The organism is Pseudomonas sp. B6002, assembly GCF_013385985.1.
GTDB lineage: Bacteria > Pseudomonadota > Gammaproteobacteria > Pseudomonadales > Pseudomonadaceae > Aquipseudomonas.
The window spans coordinates 219099-236501 of the sequence record NZ_JACAOY010000001.1 but is presented as its reverse complement, the minus strand read 5'-3'; the positions used below and the strand labels follow the sequence as shown (position 1 = coordinate 236501).

The 17403-nt window shown below is 62.7% G+C and carries 16 protein-coding genes; 6 read left to right on the top strand and 10 right to left on the bottom strand.

Going from position 1 to position 17403, the window contains the following annotated elements; all coding sequences use genetic code 11:
* Positions 1–88: 88 nt before the first annotated feature.
* The 7 genes from nagE to HX792_RS01085 all read right to left on the bottom strand — a co-directional run bounded on the left by nagE (position 89) and on the right by HX792_RS01085 (position 8594).
* Complete coding sequence (gene nagE, locus HX792_RS01115) at positions 89–1795, bottom strand: N-acetylglucosamine-specific PTS transporter subunit IIBC (protein ID WP_176994398.1); 1707 nt, start codon at positions 1793–1795, stop codon at positions 89–91.
* Positions 1796–1821: 26 nt separating this feature from the next.
* On the bottom strand, positions 1822–4335 hold the full coding sequence (ptsP, locus tag HX792_RS01110; protein WP_176994397.1) for a phosphoenolpyruvate--protein phosphotransferase: 2514 nt from the start codon (positions 4333–4335) through the stop codon (positions 1822–1824).
* Between the two features lie 36 nt (positions 4336–4371).
* Positions 4372–5394, bottom strand: coding sequence for an SIS domain-containing protein (locus HX792_RS01105; protein ID WP_176994396.1), 1023 nt, complete (start codon positions 5392–5394; stop codon positions 4372–4374).
* A complete protein-coding gene (gene nagA, locus HX792_RS01100; protein WP_176994395.1) occupies positions 5375–6481 on the bottom strand; it encodes an N-acetylglucosamine-6-phosphate deacetylase in 1107 nt (368 codons plus the stop codon). Before nagA ends, HX792_RS01105 begins: the two co-directional genes overlap by 20 nt.
* Before the next feature lie 10 nt (positions 6482–6491).
* On the bottom strand, positions 6492–7250 hold the full coding sequence (locus HX792_RS01095) for a GntR family transcriptional regulator (protein WP_176994394.1): 759 nt from the start codon (positions 7248–7250) through the stop codon (positions 6492–6494).
* A gap of 263 nt (positions 7251–7513) precedes the next feature.
* Positions 7514–8017 (bottom strand): murein L,D-transpeptidase family protein, encoded by a 504-nt coding sequence (locus tag HX792_RS01090; RefSeq protein ID WP_176994393.1) that lies wholly within the window; start codon positions 8015–8017, stop codon positions 7514–7516.
* 28 nt (positions 8018–8045) lie between these two features.
* Positions 8046–8594 carry an NUDIX hydrolase gene (locus tag HX792_RS01085; RefSeq protein ID WP_176994392.1) on the bottom strand — a complete coding sequence of 183 codons (549 nt, stop codon included), beginning with the start codon at positions 8592–8594 and terminating at the stop codon, positions 8046–8048.
* Positions 8595–8740: 146 nt separating this feature from the next.
* Between HX792_RS01085 and HX792_RS01080 the strand changes: the two genes are divergently transcribed.
* The 5 genes from HX792_RS01080 to purT all read left to right on the top strand — a co-directional run bounded on the left by HX792_RS01080 (position 8741) and on the right by purT (position 11985).
* On the top strand, positions 8741–9343 hold the full coding sequence (locus HX792_RS01080) for a CoA pyrophosphatase (RefSeq protein ID WP_016971944.1): 603 nt from the start codon (positions 8741–8743) through the stop codon (positions 9341–9343).
* 35 nt (positions 9344–9378) lie between these two features.
* The gene (locus HX792_RS01075; RefSeq protein ID WP_176994391.1) at positions 9379–9903 is read left to right on the top strand and encodes a gamma carbonic anhydrase family protein; all 525 of its coding nucleotides are present in this window, start codon (positions 9379–9381) and stop codon (positions 9901–9903) included.
* Positions 9900–10115 (top strand): DUF1289 domain-containing protein, encoded by a 216-nt coding sequence (locus HX792_RS01070; protein WP_176994390.1) that lies wholly within the window; start codon positions 9900–9902, stop codon positions 10113–10115. Before HX792_RS01075 ends, HX792_RS01070 begins: the two co-directional genes overlap by 4 nt.
* 151 nt (positions 10116–10266) lie before the next feature.
* Entirely contained in the window at positions 10267–10734 is a 468-nt protein-coding gene (locus HX792_RS01065) for a VUT family protein (protein WP_176994389.1), read from the top strand.
* Positions 10735–10803: 69 nt separating this feature from the next.
* A complete protein-coding gene (gene purT / locus HX792_RS01060) occupies positions 10804–11985 on the top strand; it encodes a formate-dependent phosphoribosylglycinamide formyltransferase (protein ID WP_016971940.1) in 1182 nt (393 codons plus the stop codon).
* A 93-nt stretch (positions 11986–12078) separates the two neighbouring features.
* Here the strand turns inward: purT and HX792_RS01055 are convergent, their stop codons facing one another.
* From HX792_RS01055 to HX792_RS01045, 3 genes are all read right to left on the bottom strand, one after another.
* Positions 12079–13389 (bottom strand): MFS transporter, encoded by a 1311-nt coding sequence (locus HX792_RS01055; protein ID WP_176994388.1) that lies wholly within the window; start codon positions 13387–13389, stop codon positions 12079–12081.
* 322 nt (positions 13390–13711) lie between these two features.
* Positions 13712–14950, bottom strand: coding sequence for a transporter associated domain-containing protein (locus HX792_RS01050; protein WP_176994387.1), 1239 nt, complete (start codon positions 14948–14950; stop codon positions 13712–13714).
* Positions 14951–14962: 12 nt separating this feature from the next.
* The gene (locus tag HX792_RS01045) at positions 14963–15775 is read right to left on the bottom strand and encodes an inner membrane protein YpjD (RefSeq protein WP_371319316.1); all 813 of its coding nucleotides are present in this window, start codon (positions 15773–15775) and stop codon (positions 14963–14965) included.
* A 220-nt stretch (positions 15776–15995) separates the two neighbouring features.
* On the opposite strand from HX792_RS01045, the gene ffh reads away from it, so the two are divergent.
* Entirely contained in the window at positions 15996–17372 is a 1377-nt protein-coding gene (ffh, locus tag HX792_RS01040) for a signal recognition particle protein (RefSeq protein ID WP_003193965.1), read from the top strand.
* The last annotated feature ends 31 nt before the right edge of the window (positions 17373–17403 follow it).

Below are 17403 nucleotides of genomic sequence, written 5' to 3'. Positions count from 1 at the left end.
CTGAAACTCTCCCACATTTTGAATGTATTCACAGGTCAAAAGTGGGAGCTGGCTTGCCTGCGATGGGGGCAGCTCAGACAGGGATGATTTAAACCCTGGCCCCGACCTCACGGCCGCTGACCAACCGCTCCATAGCCTCACCCAACCCGGATGCCTTGTCACCAATCAACAAGTGCCAAACACCGCTATCCAGTTGACTCACACCTTGGCAACCCAGCGCAGTCAGGTCCGCTTCCGACAACACCGAATCATCCCCCAACTCCACCCGCAACCGAGTCATCGCCACGGCTTCCAGTTGCCGCACATTTCCCCGGCCACCCAAGGCGCTCAGCCATTTCTCGGCTTCCTGCACATTCACTGCAACCGGCTTATCCACAGGCGTAACCGCAACAGGCGCACTGGCAACGAATGACGGCATGGCGAGGCGAATCTCATCAGCAATGCTGTCTGCCATCGGCCCTACGACTACCTGCAAACTCCCGCCGTTACCTGGCCGTACAACCGCCATGGCGCCCAGTGCTTTCAACTCGGCATCCACTGCCTTGTTGCGATCCACCATGTCCAAGCGCAGGCGCGTGGTGCAGGCACCGACGCTCAGCAAATTCTCTGCACCACCCAGGGCCTGGATGTAGGCCGTGGCGCGCTGGTTATCACTCATGGCCTCAGCCTGCACCACCTGGATATCTTCCCGCCCCGGCGTCTTCAGGTTGAAGCGGCGAATGCAGTAGTTGAACACGCTGTAGTAGACCACCGCGTACGCCAGGCCCACCGGGAACACCAGCCAGCCATTGGTGGACTTGCCCCAGCCCAGCACCATGTCGATAAACCCACCGGAGAAGGTAAAGCCCAGGTGAATGTTCAGCATGTTGGTGACGGCCATCGACAGGCCGGTCAGCACCGCGTGGATCAGGTACAAAAACGGCGCGAGGAACATGAACGCGAATTCAATCGGCTCGGTCACCCCGGTCAAAAACGAGGTCAACGCCATCGACAGGAAAATCCCGCCCATCACTTTACGGCGCTCCGGCAGCGCATTGCGATACATCGCCAAACACGCGGCCGGCAGGCCGAACAGCATCACCGGGAACATGCCGGTCATGAACTGGCCGCCTTTCGGGTCGCCAGCGAAGTAGCGGGTCAGGTCACCCGTCACCACCGCGCCAGTCACCGGGTCGGTGAAGCTGCCGAACACAAACCAGGCCATGTTGTTGAGGATGTGGTGCAGCCCGGTGACGATCAGCAGGCGGTTGAACACGCCAAACACAAAGGCGCCAAAGCTGCCGCTTTCCATCAGCAGCACGCCGAAGCTGTTGATGCCGTGCTGGATCGGTGGCCAGATCAGGCCGAAGATCACACCCAAGGCGACCGCCGAGAAACCGGTGACAATCGGCACAAACCGTCGCCCACCAAAGAACGCCAGGTACTCCGGCAGCTTGATGTCCTTGAAGCGGTTATACAGCCCGCCCGCCATCAGGCCGCTGGCGATACCGGCGAGCATGCCCATGTTGATGGTGGTATCCATCACCTTGAGCGTGGAGACCATCACCAGGTAACCAATCGCCCCGGCCAGGCCCGCGGTGCCGTTGTTGTCGCGGGCAAAACCCACGGCAATGCCGATGGCGAAGATCAGCGCCAGGTTGGCGAAGATTGCTTGCCCCGCGTCGTGCATCACCGCGATGTTCAGCAGATCAGTGTCGCCCAGGCGCAGCAGGAGGCCGGCGATCGGCAGGATCGCGATCGGCAGCATCAGCGCACGGCCCAGGCGTTGCAGGCCTTCGATGAAATGTTGGTACATGGCGAGTCTCCCTTTTCTTGTTGTTGTCAGCTCAGCGGCCAGTGGTGTTGACAGGCTTGGCGAACGGCTTTGGCGCTGCTCAGGTCGAGCAGGCCTTGGCTCAATTGCCGGCATTGCGCCGCGTCCAGGTGGCGGACGCGGTCCTTGATTTCTCCGATCTGTGGCGGGCTCACCGACAGCTCGCTGACGCCCAGGCCCACCAGTACTGGCGTGGCCAACGGGTCGGAGGCGAGGGCTCCACACACGCCGACCCAACGCCCGTGTTTCGCAGCGCCGGCGCAGGTCTGGGCGATCAGCCGCAACAGTGCCGGGTGCAGGGCGTCGACCCGCGCGGCGAGGCCGGCGTGGTCGCGGTCCATGGCCAGGGTGTACTGGGACAGGTCATTGGTGCCGATGGACAGGAAGTCCGCATGCTTGGCCAACTGTTCAGCCATCAGCGCGGCGGCAGGCACTTCGATCATTACGCCCAGTTCGGGGCGCAAGGTCAGTTCCAGCTCGGCGCACAGTTCATCCAGGCGCAGGCGGATCTGCAGCAACTCATCCACCTCACTGACCATCGGCAACAGGATGCGGCAGCGCTCCAGCGGGCTGACTTGCAGCAGCGCACGCAGTTGCTGGTCGAGCAGTTCGGGGCGCACCTGGGCCATGCGAATGCCGCGCAAGCCGAGTACCGGGTTGGCCTCGACGGGCAGCGGCAGGTAATCAAGCTGTTTGTCGCCACCCACGTCGATGGTGCGGATGATCACCGACTTGTCGCCCATCGCGTCCAGCACGGCTTGATAGGCCTGGCGTTGTTCCTGTTCATCCGGCGCGGTGCGGCGGTCGACAAACAGGAACTCGGTGCGCAGCAGGCCAACGCCATCGGCGCCGTTTTCAAAGGCCACTTGGGCTTCGGCGCTGGAGGCGACATTCGCGGCGATTTCGATGGTCACGCCATCGGTGGTGCGCGCCGGTTGTTGGGCCTGGGCATGTTGCTGTTGGCGGCGCAGTGTCTGTGCATCACGAATCCGGTGCACCTCGGCGTGGCGCGCCTCGCTAGGGGCCAGTTCCAAACGGCCGTTGGCGGCGTCGAGCACCACGCGTTGGCCTTGGGGCACGTCAAGTACTTCGGCACCCAGCGCGACCACACACGGCAGGCCTTTGCCACGGGCCAAAATAGCCACGTGAGAGGTGGCGCCGCCTTCGGCCATGCAAATGCCGACGGCCTGCTGCGCACTCAGTTGCAACAGGTCGGAGGGGGTCAGTTCATGGGCACTGACAATTGCACCGGCTGGCAACTCGAAATGCCAAGCCTCCCCGAGCAGTGCGCGCAGTACCCGTTGTTGCAGGTCGCGCAGATCGTTGGCGCGCTCGGCAAACAGTGGTTTGCCCAGGGCCAGCAATACCGCGCACTGCGCCTGGATGGCATCGCGCCAGGCGTGCGTCGCTGCGCTGCCTTGTTCGATTGAACCGGTCGCGGCTTCCAGCAGGTTAGGGTCTTCCAGCAGGGCAAGGTGGGCGGCGAAGATGTCCTCTTCTTCGATGTTCTTGCGCTGGCGGGCGTGGTCCAGGGTCTTGCGGATTTCGCTGCGCACTTGTTCCAGCGCGGTGTCCAGGCGTTGCAGTTGTTCGTCGGCGGCGTGGTTGCCGGCGTCGGCTGGCAGTTCAATGCCGGTCAGGCGGAACAGTGGCCCGCAGACCAATCCCGGTGCGGCGCATACGCCTTGCAACACGCCGACTTCGGTACTGGCCTTGCGTGGCGCAACGGCGGTGACGGGGGCGTGGTGTTCTTCCTGGATGGCGGCGGACAAGGCGGCGACCAATGCCTGCACGGCGGCGTCGGCGTCTTTGCCGCGGCAGGTCACGCGCACCTCATCACCTTCGCCGATCCCCAGGCCCATCAAGCCGATCAGGCTGTCGCACGAGGCGGATTTGTCACCGTAGTGCAACCACGCCTGGCTGCTGAAATCCTGGGCGGCCTTGCGCACCAAGGCGGCCGGGCGTGCATGCAAACCGCCACGGTGAGTGATGCGCACACGGGCGCTGGCTTCAGCGACCGAGTTATCCACAGTCGCCTGGGCCTGCGCCGTCGACCGCGTCACGATCTGCAACAACGGCTCGCCGACCTTGACGCTGTTCCCGGCCACCGGCCGCAGTTCAAACCGCTCGCCATTGGTCAGGATGATCAGGCTGACCAGGCTCTTGCAGTGGCGCGCAACGCGGTCCAGGTCAAACTGCACCAGGGCCTGGCCCTTGCTCACCCGGGCGCCGTCCTTGACCAGCAAGGCAAAGCCTTCGCCATTGAGTTCAACCGTGTCGATGCCCACATGCATCAGCACTTCGGCACCGTTCTCGGCGCGGATCGTCAGCGCATGGCCGGTACGTGCGACGTGGATGATCACGCCGTCGCAGGGCGCGTGCAGACAATCGTTCAGCGGGTCGATGGCAATGCCGTCGCCCATGGCCCCACTGGCGAACACTTCATCGGGAACGTTGCCCAGGGTCAGCAGCGGCCCGCTTAACGGGGCGCTGAGGGTCAATGCATTATTGTTGTTGGACATGGGCACGGTACTCATCAGGAAAACACAGCAATCGACTCAGTGAGTGCGGGTGACTTTGCTCAGGTGGCGCGGTTGGTCCGGGTCCATGCCCCGAGCGTGCGCCAAACCGGCGGCCATCACGTAGAAGCTCTGGATCGCCAGGATCGGGTCCAGGCTCGGGTGTTCGGCGCGGCTCAAGGTCAGGTCGCGTTCGGCGATGTCGTCGGGTGCGGCCAGCAAGACGCGGGCACCGCGTTGGCGCATGTCGGCCGCCAGGCTCAACAGGCCGGCTTGCTCGGCGCCGCGTGGGGCGAACACCAGCAGCGGGTAGTTCTTGTCGATCAAGGCCATGGGGCCATGACGCACTTCGGCGCTGCTGAAGGCTTCGGCCTGGATCGCCGAAGTTTCCTTGAGCTTGAGCGCGGCTTCCTGGGCGATGGCAAACCCGGCGCCACGGCCGATCACCATCAGTTGCTGGCAACCGCGCAAGGCTTCGATGGCACTGCTCCAATCCTGCTGGGCCGCGGCGCGCAGGTCATCGGGCAGGGCGCGGCAGGCTTGCAGCAACTCGGCTTCCTGATTCCAGTGGCCGATCAACTGCGCGCTGGCGCTGAGGGTGGCGATAAAGCTCTTGGTGGCCGCGACGCTTTGTTCCGGCCCGGCGCACAGCGGCACATGGAATTCGCAGGCGGCTTCCAGCGGCGAGTCTTCGGCGTTGACCATGGAAATGCTCAGGGCGCCACGTTTGCGCAGCAGGCGCAGGCTGTTGACCAGGTCCGGGCTTTGCCCCGATTGCGAAAAACCGAACGCCACCTGGCCGCTGACTTTCAACGGCGCTTGCAGCAAGGTCACCACCGACATCGGCAACGACGCCACCGGCACACCCACATGCTGCATGGTCAGATACGCGAAGTAGCTGGCGGCATGGTCGGAGCTGCCACGGGCGATGGTCATCGCCACTTGCGGCGGCTGGCGGCGCAGGCGGCCGGCGACTTCTTCCAGCAGCGGGTCCAGGCGTTGCAGTTGGGCAGCGACGGCGTCGCAGGAGGCCAGGGCCTCTTCAAGCATTTTTGAAGTCAATGGTTTCTCCTTCGACCATTACGTCGGTGAGGTGCAGGGAGCGGTCCAGGCGCACGCAGTCGGCAAAGCTGCCGGGTTGCAGGCGGCCGCGTTCTTCCAGGCCCAGGTAGTCCGCAGGAAACTGCGACAGGCGTTGTGAGGCTTCGCTGATGGGCAGGCCGATCTTCACCAGGTTGCGCAGCGCCTGGTCCATGGTCAGCGTGCTGCCGGCCAGGGTGCCGTCGGCCAGGCGTACGCCGCCCAGGCATTTGGTCACGGTGTGGCTGCCCAGCTTGTATTCACCGTCGGGCATGCCGGCGGCGGCGGTGGAGTCGGTGACGCAGTACAGGCACGGGATCGAGCGCAAGGCCACGCGCATCGCACCGGGGTGTACGTGCAGCAAGTCGGGGATCAATTCGGCGTACGTGGCATGGGCCAGTGCCGCGCCGACGATGCCAGGTTCGCGGTGATGCAGCGGGCTCATGGCGTTGTACAAATGGGTGAAACTGGTGGCCCCGGCGGCCATCGCGGCGACCCCTTCTTCATAGCTGCCCAGGGTGTGGCCGATCTGCATGCGCACGCCGCGTTCGCTGAGAGCGCGGATCAGGGCGTCATGGCCGGCGATTTCCGGCGCGATGGTAATGACGCGGATCGGCGCCAGGCGCAGGTAGGCTTCCACTTCTGCCATCAGCGCGGTGTGGGCGAAGTTGGGTTGGGCGCCGAGCTTGCCTGGGTTGATGTAAGGGCCTTCCAGGTGCACGCCGAGTACGCGGGCGCTGCCGGCAGGACGCTGTTCGCAGAAGGTGCCGAGCTGGCCGAGCACGCGGGAAATTTCCTCCACCGGCGCGGTCATGGTGGTGGCCAGCAGGGAGGTGGTACCAAAGCGCACGTGGGTACGGGTGATGGTCTCGAACGCTTCACGGCCTTCCATGATGTCGGCGCCACCGCCGCCGTGTACGTGCAGGTCGATGAAGCCGGGCAGCAAATAAGGCAGGTCATTGTCAGCCGGGTCGCAAGGCGTGCCTTCGACGGCGATGACCTTGCCGTGCGCGTGCACCAGGCGGCCGCGAATCCAGCCGCTGGGCGTGAGGATGTTGTCTTCGGACATGGGCAGTTCTCTAAATTCGCAGTTCAGCGGAATAGTCGTGGCGGCGCAGCTCTGCGACGAAGTCGTAGTAGTCGTTGCGGCAGTAGGTGTCGGTGATTTCAATCGGCGTGTTGTCGGCGGTGTAGCCGACCCGCGTCATCAGCAGCATCGCGGTGCCGGGGGCGATGCCCACCAGGCGCGCGAACTCGTCCGAGGCGTTGATCGCCTGCACATGCTGCAGGGCACGGACGATGGGCTTGCCGATGCTTTCAAAGTATTCGTACAGCGAACTGCCCAAGGCCTGGGGTTGCGGCAGCACCGAGGCGGGGACCACGGTCATTTCAATCGCCATCACCGTGTCATCGGCTTTGCGCAGGCGTTTGAGCCGCGCCACTTTGTCGCTGGTCGACAGGCACAGGCGGATCAGTTCTTCGTGGGTCGGCGGGGTGATGTCGCGCTCCAGCCACAGGGAGCTGGGCACGAAACCCTTGAGGCGCAACATCTCGCTGAAGCCCGACAGGCGCGACAACGGTTGTTCCAGGCGTGGCGTGATAAAGGTACCCGAGCCTTGGCTGCGACGGATCAAGCCTTGATCAAACAACACTTCCAGTGCTTTGCGGGCGGTGACCCGGGAAATGCTCAATTGCTCGCTGAGCGCGCGTTCCGACGGTAGCGCCTGCTCGGACGTCCACTGGCCGGCATGGATCGCCGCTTCCAGTTTGCGCGCCAATTGCAAGTACAGCGGCGTGGATTGTTTGTCGTCAGGGCGCAAGGCCAGTATCGGGTTCATCGTTCAGGTTTCCGATGCGGTTATTGGAGTGTTGTCGCCCGGTATGGGCCGGAAACTAATACCACTTAAATACCATGTCAATGCAGCCAAAACGGTGCAAATAGCCGTTTCAGGGCGCTGTAATGGGGCCTGGTATCAAGTGGTATTAGAGAGGTCTTTATTGCGCGCAGAACAGCGCAGCCCGGCGCGGTGAACTGGTATTCACCGGCAAGCGCTGCACACGGCAGGAATTTTTTTTGGATTATTTTACGAACGGTCGAGGATTACGGACGAATCTCGATCATGGTGCCGTCCTTGACCAGGTTCCAGACTTCACGCATGTCGACGTTGCGCATGCCGATACAGCCGTCGGTCCAGTCCAGGGTGTGGAACCACTGCTCCGGGTAGTCTTCGGTGTCGGGGGTGCCATGGATCATGATCATGCTGCCCGGCTTGACACCTTCGCGGCGGGCGCGAGCGGCGTCGCTGATATTGGGGTAGGAGATGTGCATGGCCAGGTTGAAGCGGTCGCTGGTCTTGCGCCAGTCGATCCAGTAGAAGCCTTCTGGCGTGCGGCGATCGCCTTCGATCAGCTTGGCGCCCTTGGGGTTCTTGCCCAGGGAGATGCGATAGGTCTTGAGGGGCTTGCCGTCGTTGATCAGTTGCAACTGACGGGCGGACTTGAGCACCAGGATTTTCTCCACGGGCTTGCCGCCGATGATTTCCAGCGTGGAGGCGCAAGACAGGGTAGCGAACGACAAACAGATAAGAGCAAGCAACCAACGCATTAAAACGGTATCCCTGTGTGCCGGGTTTTTATTGGGTGGGCTTGCCCATGGGGGGGACGGCTTCGCTGCGCACGGGGTACGCCTGCTGCCGACGGTCGGCGAAAAAGTATTCTAAGGTACGCCCGACCGTGCGGAAAGCCAGCTCTGACCAAGGGATGTCGGCTTCGTCAAAAAGCTTCACTTCCAGGCTTTCGGGGCCTGCGGCAAAGTCGAGGTCGACCAGTTCGGCGCGGTAGAAGATATGCACCTGGCTGATGTGCGGTACGTCGATCAAGGTGTAGATGCTCAGGTTGCGCACGCGGGCGCAGGCTTCTTCCAGGGTTTCGCGGGCGGCGGCCTGTTCCACGGTCTCGCCGTTTTCCATGAAGCCTGCGGGCAGGGTCCAGTAACCCAGGCGCGGTTCGATGGCGCGGCGGCACAGCAGCACTTTGTCGCCCCACACCGGTACGGTGCCGGCGACGATATTGGGGTTCTGGTAGTGGATGGTCGAGCAGTGATCACACACGTAGCGCAGGCGGCCGTCGCCTTCGGGAATGCGCTGGGTAACCGGTTTACCGCACTGGCTGCAGAAGTTCATGCTGGGGTTCCTGGAGAGTGGGCCTATCTTGGCTTGGCGGGCAGGGCCCTGCAAGTTGTCGTTTCGCGACACGGCCAAGGTTTTGGGGTTGGGCACCCGCACGCTTTGGTGCATGATGCAAGGTAGCCAACAGACCGAGATGACTCATGCTGGACGAGCTACTTCGCCGGGTAAGCAATCACACCCCCCATACACTGGAGACTGACGGGCGTTTCCCCGAGGCCGCCGTGCTGGTGCCGATTACCCGCAGTGACGAACCTGAGCTGATCCTGACCCTGCGCGCCAGCGGCCTGTCGACCCATGGTGGCGAAGTGGCGTTCCCGGGCGGGCGGCGTGACCCCGAAGACCCGGACCTGATCTTCACCGCGCTGCGCGAAGCCGAAGAAGAAATCGGCCTGCCTCCCGGGCTGGTCGAGGTGATCGGCCCCTTGAGCCCGCTGATCTCCCTGCACGGTATCCGCGTGACGCCGTATGTGGGCGTGATCCCCGATTATGTCGAATACCTGGCCAACGATGCCGAAATCGCGGCCGTTTTCAGCGTGCCATTGGATTTTTTCCGGCAGGACCCGCGCGAACATACCCACCGCATCGATTACCAGGGCCGCAGTTGGTACGTGCCCAGCTATCGGTTCGGCGAATACAAGATCTGGGGGCTGACGGCAATCATGATCGTCGAGCTGATCAACCTGCTCTATGACGATGCCAAGATCAGCCTGCACCAGCCGCCCAAGAGCTTCATCAATATCTAAGCCATCGCTTGAATGGCCAGCCGTGAGGAAAAACCATGAAATACCGCCTGGGCGACGCCCGCGTCGAGACTCATCCACAGAGCTGGGTGGCTCCCAATGCCACGCTGGTGGGCAAGGTCAAGCTGGAGGAGGGCGCCAACGTCTGGTTCAACGCGGTATTGCGTGGCGATAACGAACTGATCCTGATCGGCAAAAACAGCAACGTGCAGGATGGCAGCGTGATGCACACCGACATGGGCTACCCGCTGACCCTGGGCACCGGCGTGACCATCGGCCATAACGCGATGCTGCACGGTTGCACCGTCGACGACTACAGCCTGGTCGGCATCAACGCGGTAATCCTCAACGGCGCCAAGATCGGCAAGCACTGCATCATCGGCGCCAATTCGCTGATCGGCGAAGGCAAGGAAATCCCTGACGGTTCGTTGGTGATGGGCTCGCCGGGCAAAGTGGTGCGTGAATTGACTGACGCGCAAAAGCGCATGCTGGAAGCGAGTGCCGCGCACTATGTGCATAACGCGCAGCGCTATGCGCGTGACCTGGCTGAGCAAGAAGAATGAACCCGATTGAACGCCCCGTCGCGTCGCCGTGCGTGAGTATTTGCGCGCTGGATGACGACGACATTTGCACCGGCTGCCAGCGCACCGTGGATGAGATCACGCGCTGGAGCCGCATGGACAATACCGAACGCCGGGTGGTGTTGGGGTTGTGTCATGAGCGGGCGAAGGCCAGTGGGTTGGTGTGGATGATTCCTGGGAAATCGGGCGCCTGATAGATCGCTATCGCAGGCAAGCCAGCTCCCACATTGAAGGTATTCACAATTCAAACTGTGGGAGCTGGCTCGCCTGCGATAGGGCCCGTCCAGACGACATATTTCCAAATGTGAAGTACCCTGTGCCCCTTGTCCACAGGCCCACACTCCCATGCTCTTCCTGATCGCCTACATCAGCAGCGTCGTGCTGATCAACTTCGCCTTCTCCACCGCCCCGCACCTGGACGTCATCTGGTCCGCCTGGGGTGGCCTGGTCTTCATCCTGCGCGACATGGTGCAAACCCGCTTCGGCCACGGCGCAATCGTCGCGATGCTGGCGGCGCTGGTGCTGTCGTACGTCACCTCCGATCCGGCCATTGCTCTGGCCAGCGCCACGGCGTTCGCGGTGTCCGAGTGCATTGACTGGCTGGTGTTCAGCATCACCAAGCGCCCGCTCCACGACCGCCTGTGGATAAGTTCGGCGCTGAGCATTCCCCTCGACACCTTTATCTTCTTCGGCCTGATCGGCGCGCTGACGCCTGCGGTGGCCGGCACTGCATTGGTGTCCAAATTCGCCGGAGTCACGGTGGTGTGGCTGATCATGGCCTGGCGTTTGCGCAAGCGAGCCGTCGCCAACTGAGGCCAATTTTTACAGTTCATGTAAAATGCCGGCCTTTCTCCACATGATCCGCTCCCCTGAGGACCTGAGATGACCCGAATCGGAACTCCATTGTCGCCAACCGCGACCCGCGTTTTGCTGTGTGGCTGCGGTGAGCTGGGCAAGGAAGTGGTAATCGAACTGCAACGCCTGGGCGTTGAAGTGATTGCCGTGGATCGCTACGCCAACGCGCCGGCCATGCAGGTGGCGCACCGTAGCCACGTGATCAACATGCTCGACGGCGCCGCCCTGCGTGCGGTGATCGAAGCCGAGAAACCGCACTTTATCGTGCCGGAAATCGAAGCCATCGCCACCGCCACCCTGGTGGAACTGGAAGCCGAAGGCTTCACCGTGATCCCGACCGCACGTGCGACCTCGCTGACCATGAACCGCGAAGGCATTCGTCGCCTGGCTGCCGAAGAGCTGGACCTGCCGACGTCGCCGTACCACTTCGCCGACACCTTCGAAGACTACAGCAAGGCCGTGCAAGACCTGGGCTTCCCGTGCGTGGTCAAGCCGGTGATGAGTTCGTCGGGCAAGGGCCAGAGCCTGCTGCGCAGCGCCGATGACGTGCAGAAAGCCTGGGACTACGCCCAAGAAGGCGGCCGTGCAGGTAAAGGCCGTGTGATCATCGAAGGCTTTATCGACTTCGACTACGAAATTACCCTGCTGACCGTGCGCCACATTGGCGGCACCACCTTCTGCGCGCCGGTGGGTCACCGTCAGGAGAAGGGCGACTACCAGGAATCCTGGCAGCCTCAGGCCATGAGCCCGGTTGCCCTGGCTGAGTCCGAGCGCGTTGCCAAGGCGGTGACCGAAGCCCTGGGCGGCCGTGGCCTGTTTGGCGTGGAGCTGTTCATCAAAGGCGACCAGGTGTGGTTCAGCGAAGTGTCACCGCGCCCCCATGACACCGGCTTGGTGACCCTGATTTCCCAGGACCTGTCGCAGTTCGCCCTGCACGCACGCGCGATCCTCGGCTTGCCGATCCCATTGATTCGTCAGTTCGGGCCTTCGGCCTCGGCGGTGATTCTGGTGGAAGGGCAGTCGACCCAGACGGCGTTCGCCAACCTGGGGGCAGCCTTGAGCGAGCCGGACACGGCGTTGCGTCTGTTTGGCAAACCGGAAGTGAATGGTCAGCGCCGCATGGGTGTGGCGTTGGCGCGTGATGAGTCGATTGAAGCGGCTCGGGCTAAAGCGACCCGTGCTTCGAAGGCTGTTGTAGTAGAGCTGTAACCGCGGCGCGCCTATCGCAGGCAAGCCAGCTCCCACATTTGAAGGTATTCACAGTTCAAACTGTGGGAGCTGGCTTGCCGGCGATTCGATCTATCAGGCGACTCGATTCAAATCGTTGTTACGCGTCTCTTTCAGGCACAGCACAGCAATCAAGCTGAGCAACGCCGCCGCCGACACATACCCACCGACATAACTCAGCCCACCCATCGCCACCAGCTTGGTCGCGAAGAACGGTGCCGCCGACGCGCCCACAATCCCACCCAGGTTATACGCCGCCGATGCGCCGGTATAACGCACGCGGGTCGGGAACAATTCCGGCAGCATCGCGCCCATTGGCGCGAAGGTCACGCCCATCAGGAACAGCTCCAACGCCAGGAACAGCGCAACTGCCCAAGTAGTGCCGTGGGTCAGCAACGGCTCCATGGTAAAGCCCGACAGAATCGCCAGGACCGCCCCTACGATCAGCACCGGCTTGCGCCCGTAGCGATCACTGGCCAAGGCGGCAAGTGGTGTCGCCAGGCCCATGAACAGCACGGCAAAGCACAGCAGGCCGAGGAAGGTTTCGCGGCTGTAGCCCAGCGTCGACACGCCGTAGCTCAGTGAAAACGCGGTGGTGATGTAGAACAGCGCGTAGCACACCACCATCGATGCTGCGCCCAGCAAGACCGGCAGCCAATGCTGGCTGAACAGTTCCACCAGCGGCACCTTCACCGGGGCTTCTTTGGCGACAGCATTGGCGAACACCGGGGTCTCATGCAGTTTCAGGCGTGCATACAGGCCAACCATCACCAAGGCTGCGCTGAGGATGAACGGGATACGCCAGCCCCAGCTGCGGAACTGCTCATCGCTCAGGCTCATGGCCAGGATCAGGAACAGGCCGTTGGCCGCCAGGAACCCAATCGATGGGCCCAATTGCGGGAACATGCCGAACCAGGCGCGTTTGCCCTTTGGCGCGTTCTCGGTGGCCAGCAGCGCAGCGCCGCCCCATTCCCCGCCAAGGCCCAGGCCCTGGCCGAAGCGCAGCACACACAACAGGATCGGCGCCCAGGCCCCAATGCTGTCATAGCCGGGCAGTAAACCGATCAGCGTTGTACACACGCCCATCAGCAGCAAGGAAGCCACCAGCGTGGATTTACGCCCGATGCGGTCACCGAAGTGACCGAACAGCGCCGAACCCAGTGGGCGGGCGATAAAGGCGATGCCGAAGGTCAGGAACGACGCGAGCATCTGCGCCGTGCCGGACGTCTGGGGGAAGAACACCGGGCCGATCACCAGCGCGGCGGCGGTGGCGTAGATGTAGAAATCGTAGAATTCGATGGCGGTGCCGACGATGCTCGCCGTGGCGACCCGTGCGGTCGAGTTGGTCGGGGCGGCGGTCGCAGCCTCGTTATAGGTGGTGCTCATGCGGGTATCCCTGATGGTCAGTGCGCGTTTGGACGCGGATTGTTATTGGTCGAACACCCATGGATCAGGGTTGTGCGCGGGGCGGCTCGGGATGGGAGCAAACACCGGTCAGACACGGTAAAGCGGTGCCTGGACACGCTGGGTGCGGGTAGCACGCGGTCGGGCGGGGCTCTGGTAAGCCGCAGCGATTATAGGAAGGGGTTTGCGGATCCAACAAGGGGCTGGCTTGCCGGCGATGCAGGCGACTCGGTTGATGAGTTGCACCGAGGCGATGCTATCGCAGGCAAGCCAGCTCCCACACAAGCCAGCGCCTACAGAGGGGTCAGGCGGCGACGGGCATTCGGCTGGTGTGCCAGATCAGCACCTTGCTCACCCGGTTGTCCTCGGTCTCGAGGATCTCCAGGCGGTAGCGGCCGATTTTCAGGCACACCGCACAGTCGGGAATGGTCTCCAGTGCTTCGGTGACCAGGCCGTTGAGGGTCTTGGGGCCGTCGCTGGGCAGGTGCCAGCCCAGACTTTTGTTCAGCTCGCGGATCGAAGCGGCACCGTCGATGATGTAGCGGCCGTCGGGTTGCGCTTCGATGTGCGGGTTGTCTGCACTCTGCTCGCTTTCGAATTCGCCGACGATTTCTTCGAGGATGTCTTCCAGGGTGACGATGCCCAGCACTTCGCCGTATTCGTCCACCACCATGCCCAGGCGCCGCTGCTGCTTGTGGAAGTTGAGTAGTTGCAACTGCAGCGGCGTGCTTTCCGGCACGAAGTAGGGCTCGTGGCAGGCCGCAAGCAATGCTTCTTTGGTCAGGCTGGCATCCGGCAGCAGGTGCTGGATCTGCCGGGTGTTGAGCACTGCTTCGACCTGGTTGATATCGCTGTGGAACACCGGCAGGCGCGTGCGCTGGGACGTGCGCAGTTGTTCGATGATTTCCTCGACCGAATCGTCCAGGTTGATGCCGTCCACTTCGCTGCGCGGCACGAGGATGTCATTGACGGTGATGTTGTCCAGGGCATGGATACCGGGCATGCCGGGGGTGCGCCCTGCATCGGCCTCGGGTTCCGGCTCGTCGTCATGCTCGGGCAGCGGCTCGTCGCTCTTTTTCACCACGCCGGAGGTGCGCGTGAACGGGCGCAGCAACAGCAGGCTGGTGCCATTGAGCAGCCAGGCCAAGGGGTAGAGGATTTTCAGCGGCACGCCCAGCAGCGTATTGCCGAAACCCAGCACGGCTTGCGGGTGGCGAGTGGCCAGGGTGCGGGGCAGGTAGTCGGCCAGGATCAGCAGGATCGCGCAGGAGATCAGCCAGCCGAGCCACGGGCCGTTCTGGGCCCAGGCGTAGATGGCCAGCAGGGTGCAGAGAATCACCACGGCGGCGCGGCACAGGCTGTTGCACAAGATCAGGCTGTTGCGCGGAAAGCTCAGGCGGGCGGCTGCCTTGTCGCCCTGGCGTGTACCGGGGCGCAGGGCCAGCAGGTGCTGCTGTGCGGCTTCGATGGCAGTAAACAGCGCCGCCCATAGCACCAGCAAGGCAATTACGGCGAGCATCGGCCCTAGGGGCAAGTTGTCCATGATCGCTGCCCGTCAGATATGCAGGATGTATTCGCGAACCAGCTTGCTGCCGAAATAGGCCAGCATCAGCAGGCAGAAACCGGCCAGGGTCCAGCGGATCGCCTTGTGCCCACGCCAGCCGAGGCGGTTGCGGCCCCACAGCAGTACGCTGAACACCACCCAGGCCAGGCACGCCAGCAAGGTTTTGTGCGCTAGGTGCTGGGCGAACAGGTTTTCGACGAACAGCCAGCCGGAGATCAGCGACAGCGACAGCAGCGTCCAGCCGGCCCACAGGAAACCGAACAGCAGGCTTTCCATGGTTTGCAGCGGTGGGAAGTTCTTGATCAGCCCGGACGGGTGTTTGTTTTTGAGCTGGTGGTCCTGCAGCAGCAGGAGCAGCGCCTGGAACACCGCGATGGTGAACATGCCGTAGGCGAGGATCGACAGCAGGATATGCGCGAGGATGCCTGGCTCTTCATCAATGACCTGCACGGTGCCGGTCGGGGTGAAATGCGCCAGCAGTACCGTCAACATGCCCAGTGGGAAAAGGAGCACCAGCAGGTTCTCGACGGGAATGCGGTAGCAGGCCAGCAGGGTCAGCGCGATGACGGCGGCAGCGATCAGGCTGGCGGCGCTGAAAAAGTCCAGGCCCAGGCCGACCGGTGTCATCAGGTGGGTGAACAGGCTCGTGGCATGGGCCAGCAGGGCGAGGACGCCAAGGCCCACCAGCAGACGTTTGTCCGCTTTGGTGCCTTGGGCCAGACGAGTGCCCTGATAGAGGGTCGCAGCGGCGTACAGAATGGCGGCGGCGAGGCTGGGTAGCAAACTGGGTGACAAGGGGACCATAAATCCTGATAGACAAGCCCGAAAGGCGCTGAGTTTGGCATACCCCTGCGTTCCACGAAAGACTCCCGGGCCAGACAGCGGGTGTGCACTGGCGCAGTCTTCGCTATAATCCGCGACCTGCCCACGCCGCAGGCTCGCCGAGCGCTGTTTTTAATAGCGATTTACCACAGCCTGGGCCGCCATTACCTCGGTCTATGAATAGGGCCTGAAAGGATCGCGCATGTTTGAAAATCTGACTGACCGTCTCTCGCAGACGCTGCGCCATGTCACCGGCAAGGCCAAGCTGACCGAGGACAATATTAAAGACACCCTGCGCGAAGTGCGCATGGCGTTGCTGGAAGCCGACGTGGCCTTGCCTGTGGTCAAGGACTTCGTCAATTCGGTCAAAGAGCGCGCGGTGGGCACCGAAGTGTCCCGCAGCCTGACCCCGGGCCAGGCCTTTGTGAAGATCGTCCAGGCCGAACTCGAAAGCCTGATGGGCGCGGCCAACGAAGACCTGAACCTCAGCGCCGTGCCACCGGCCGTCGTATTGATGGCAGGTTTGCAGGGTGCGGGTAAGACCACCACCGCCGGCAAGCTGGCGCGCTTCCTTAAAGAGCGCAAGAAGAAGTCCGTGATGGTGGTGTCGGCTGACGTCTACCGTCCGGCCGCGATCAAGCAGCTGGAAATGCTGGCAGGCGAAGTGGGCGTGACCTTCTTCCCGTCCGACCTGAGCCAGAAGCCGGTTGATATCGCCAACGCTGCTATTAAAGAAGCGAAGCTCAAGTTCATCGACGTGGTCATCGTCGATACCGCCGGTCGCCTGCACATCGACGAAGAGATGATGGGCGAGATCAAGGCGCTGCATGCCGCGATCAACCCGGTCGAGACGCTGTTCGTGGTCGACGCCATGACCGGCCAGGACGCTGCGAACACCGCCAAGGCATTCGGCGACGCACTGCCACTGACCGGTGTGATCCTCACCAAGGTCGACGGCGATGCCCGTGGCGGTGCGGCGCTGTCGGTACGTGCCATCACCGGCAAGCCAATCAAGTTCATCGGTATGGGCGAGAAGAGCGAAGCGCTCGAGCCGTTCCACCCTGAGCGTATTGCTTCGCGCATTCTTGGCATGGGCGACGTGCTCAGCCTGATCGAGCAGGCCGAAGCCACGCTCGACAAGGACAAGGCCGACAAGCTGGCCAAGAAGCTGAAGAAGGGCAAGGGCTTCGACCTCGAAGACTTCCGCGACCAGCTGCAGCAAATGAAGAACATGGGCGGCCTTGGCGGCCTGATGGACAAGCTGCCGAACATCGGCGGTGTGAACCTGGCGCAGATGGGCAATGCCCAGGGCGCGGCAGAGAAGCAGTTCAAGCAGATGGAAGCCATCATCAACTCCATGACCCCGGCCGAGCGCCGCGACCCTGAGCTGATCAGCGGTTCGCGCAAACGTCGGATCGCCATGGGCTCCGGCACCCAGGTGCAGGACATCGGCCGCTTGATCAAGCAGCACAAGCAGATGCAGAAGATGATGAAGAAATTCTCTGCCAAAGGCGGCATGGCCAAGATGATGCGCGGCATGGGCGGTATGTTGCCCGGCGGCGGCATGCCCAAGATGTAAAGAATTCGAGCGCAAGCCCGCTTGCGCTCCG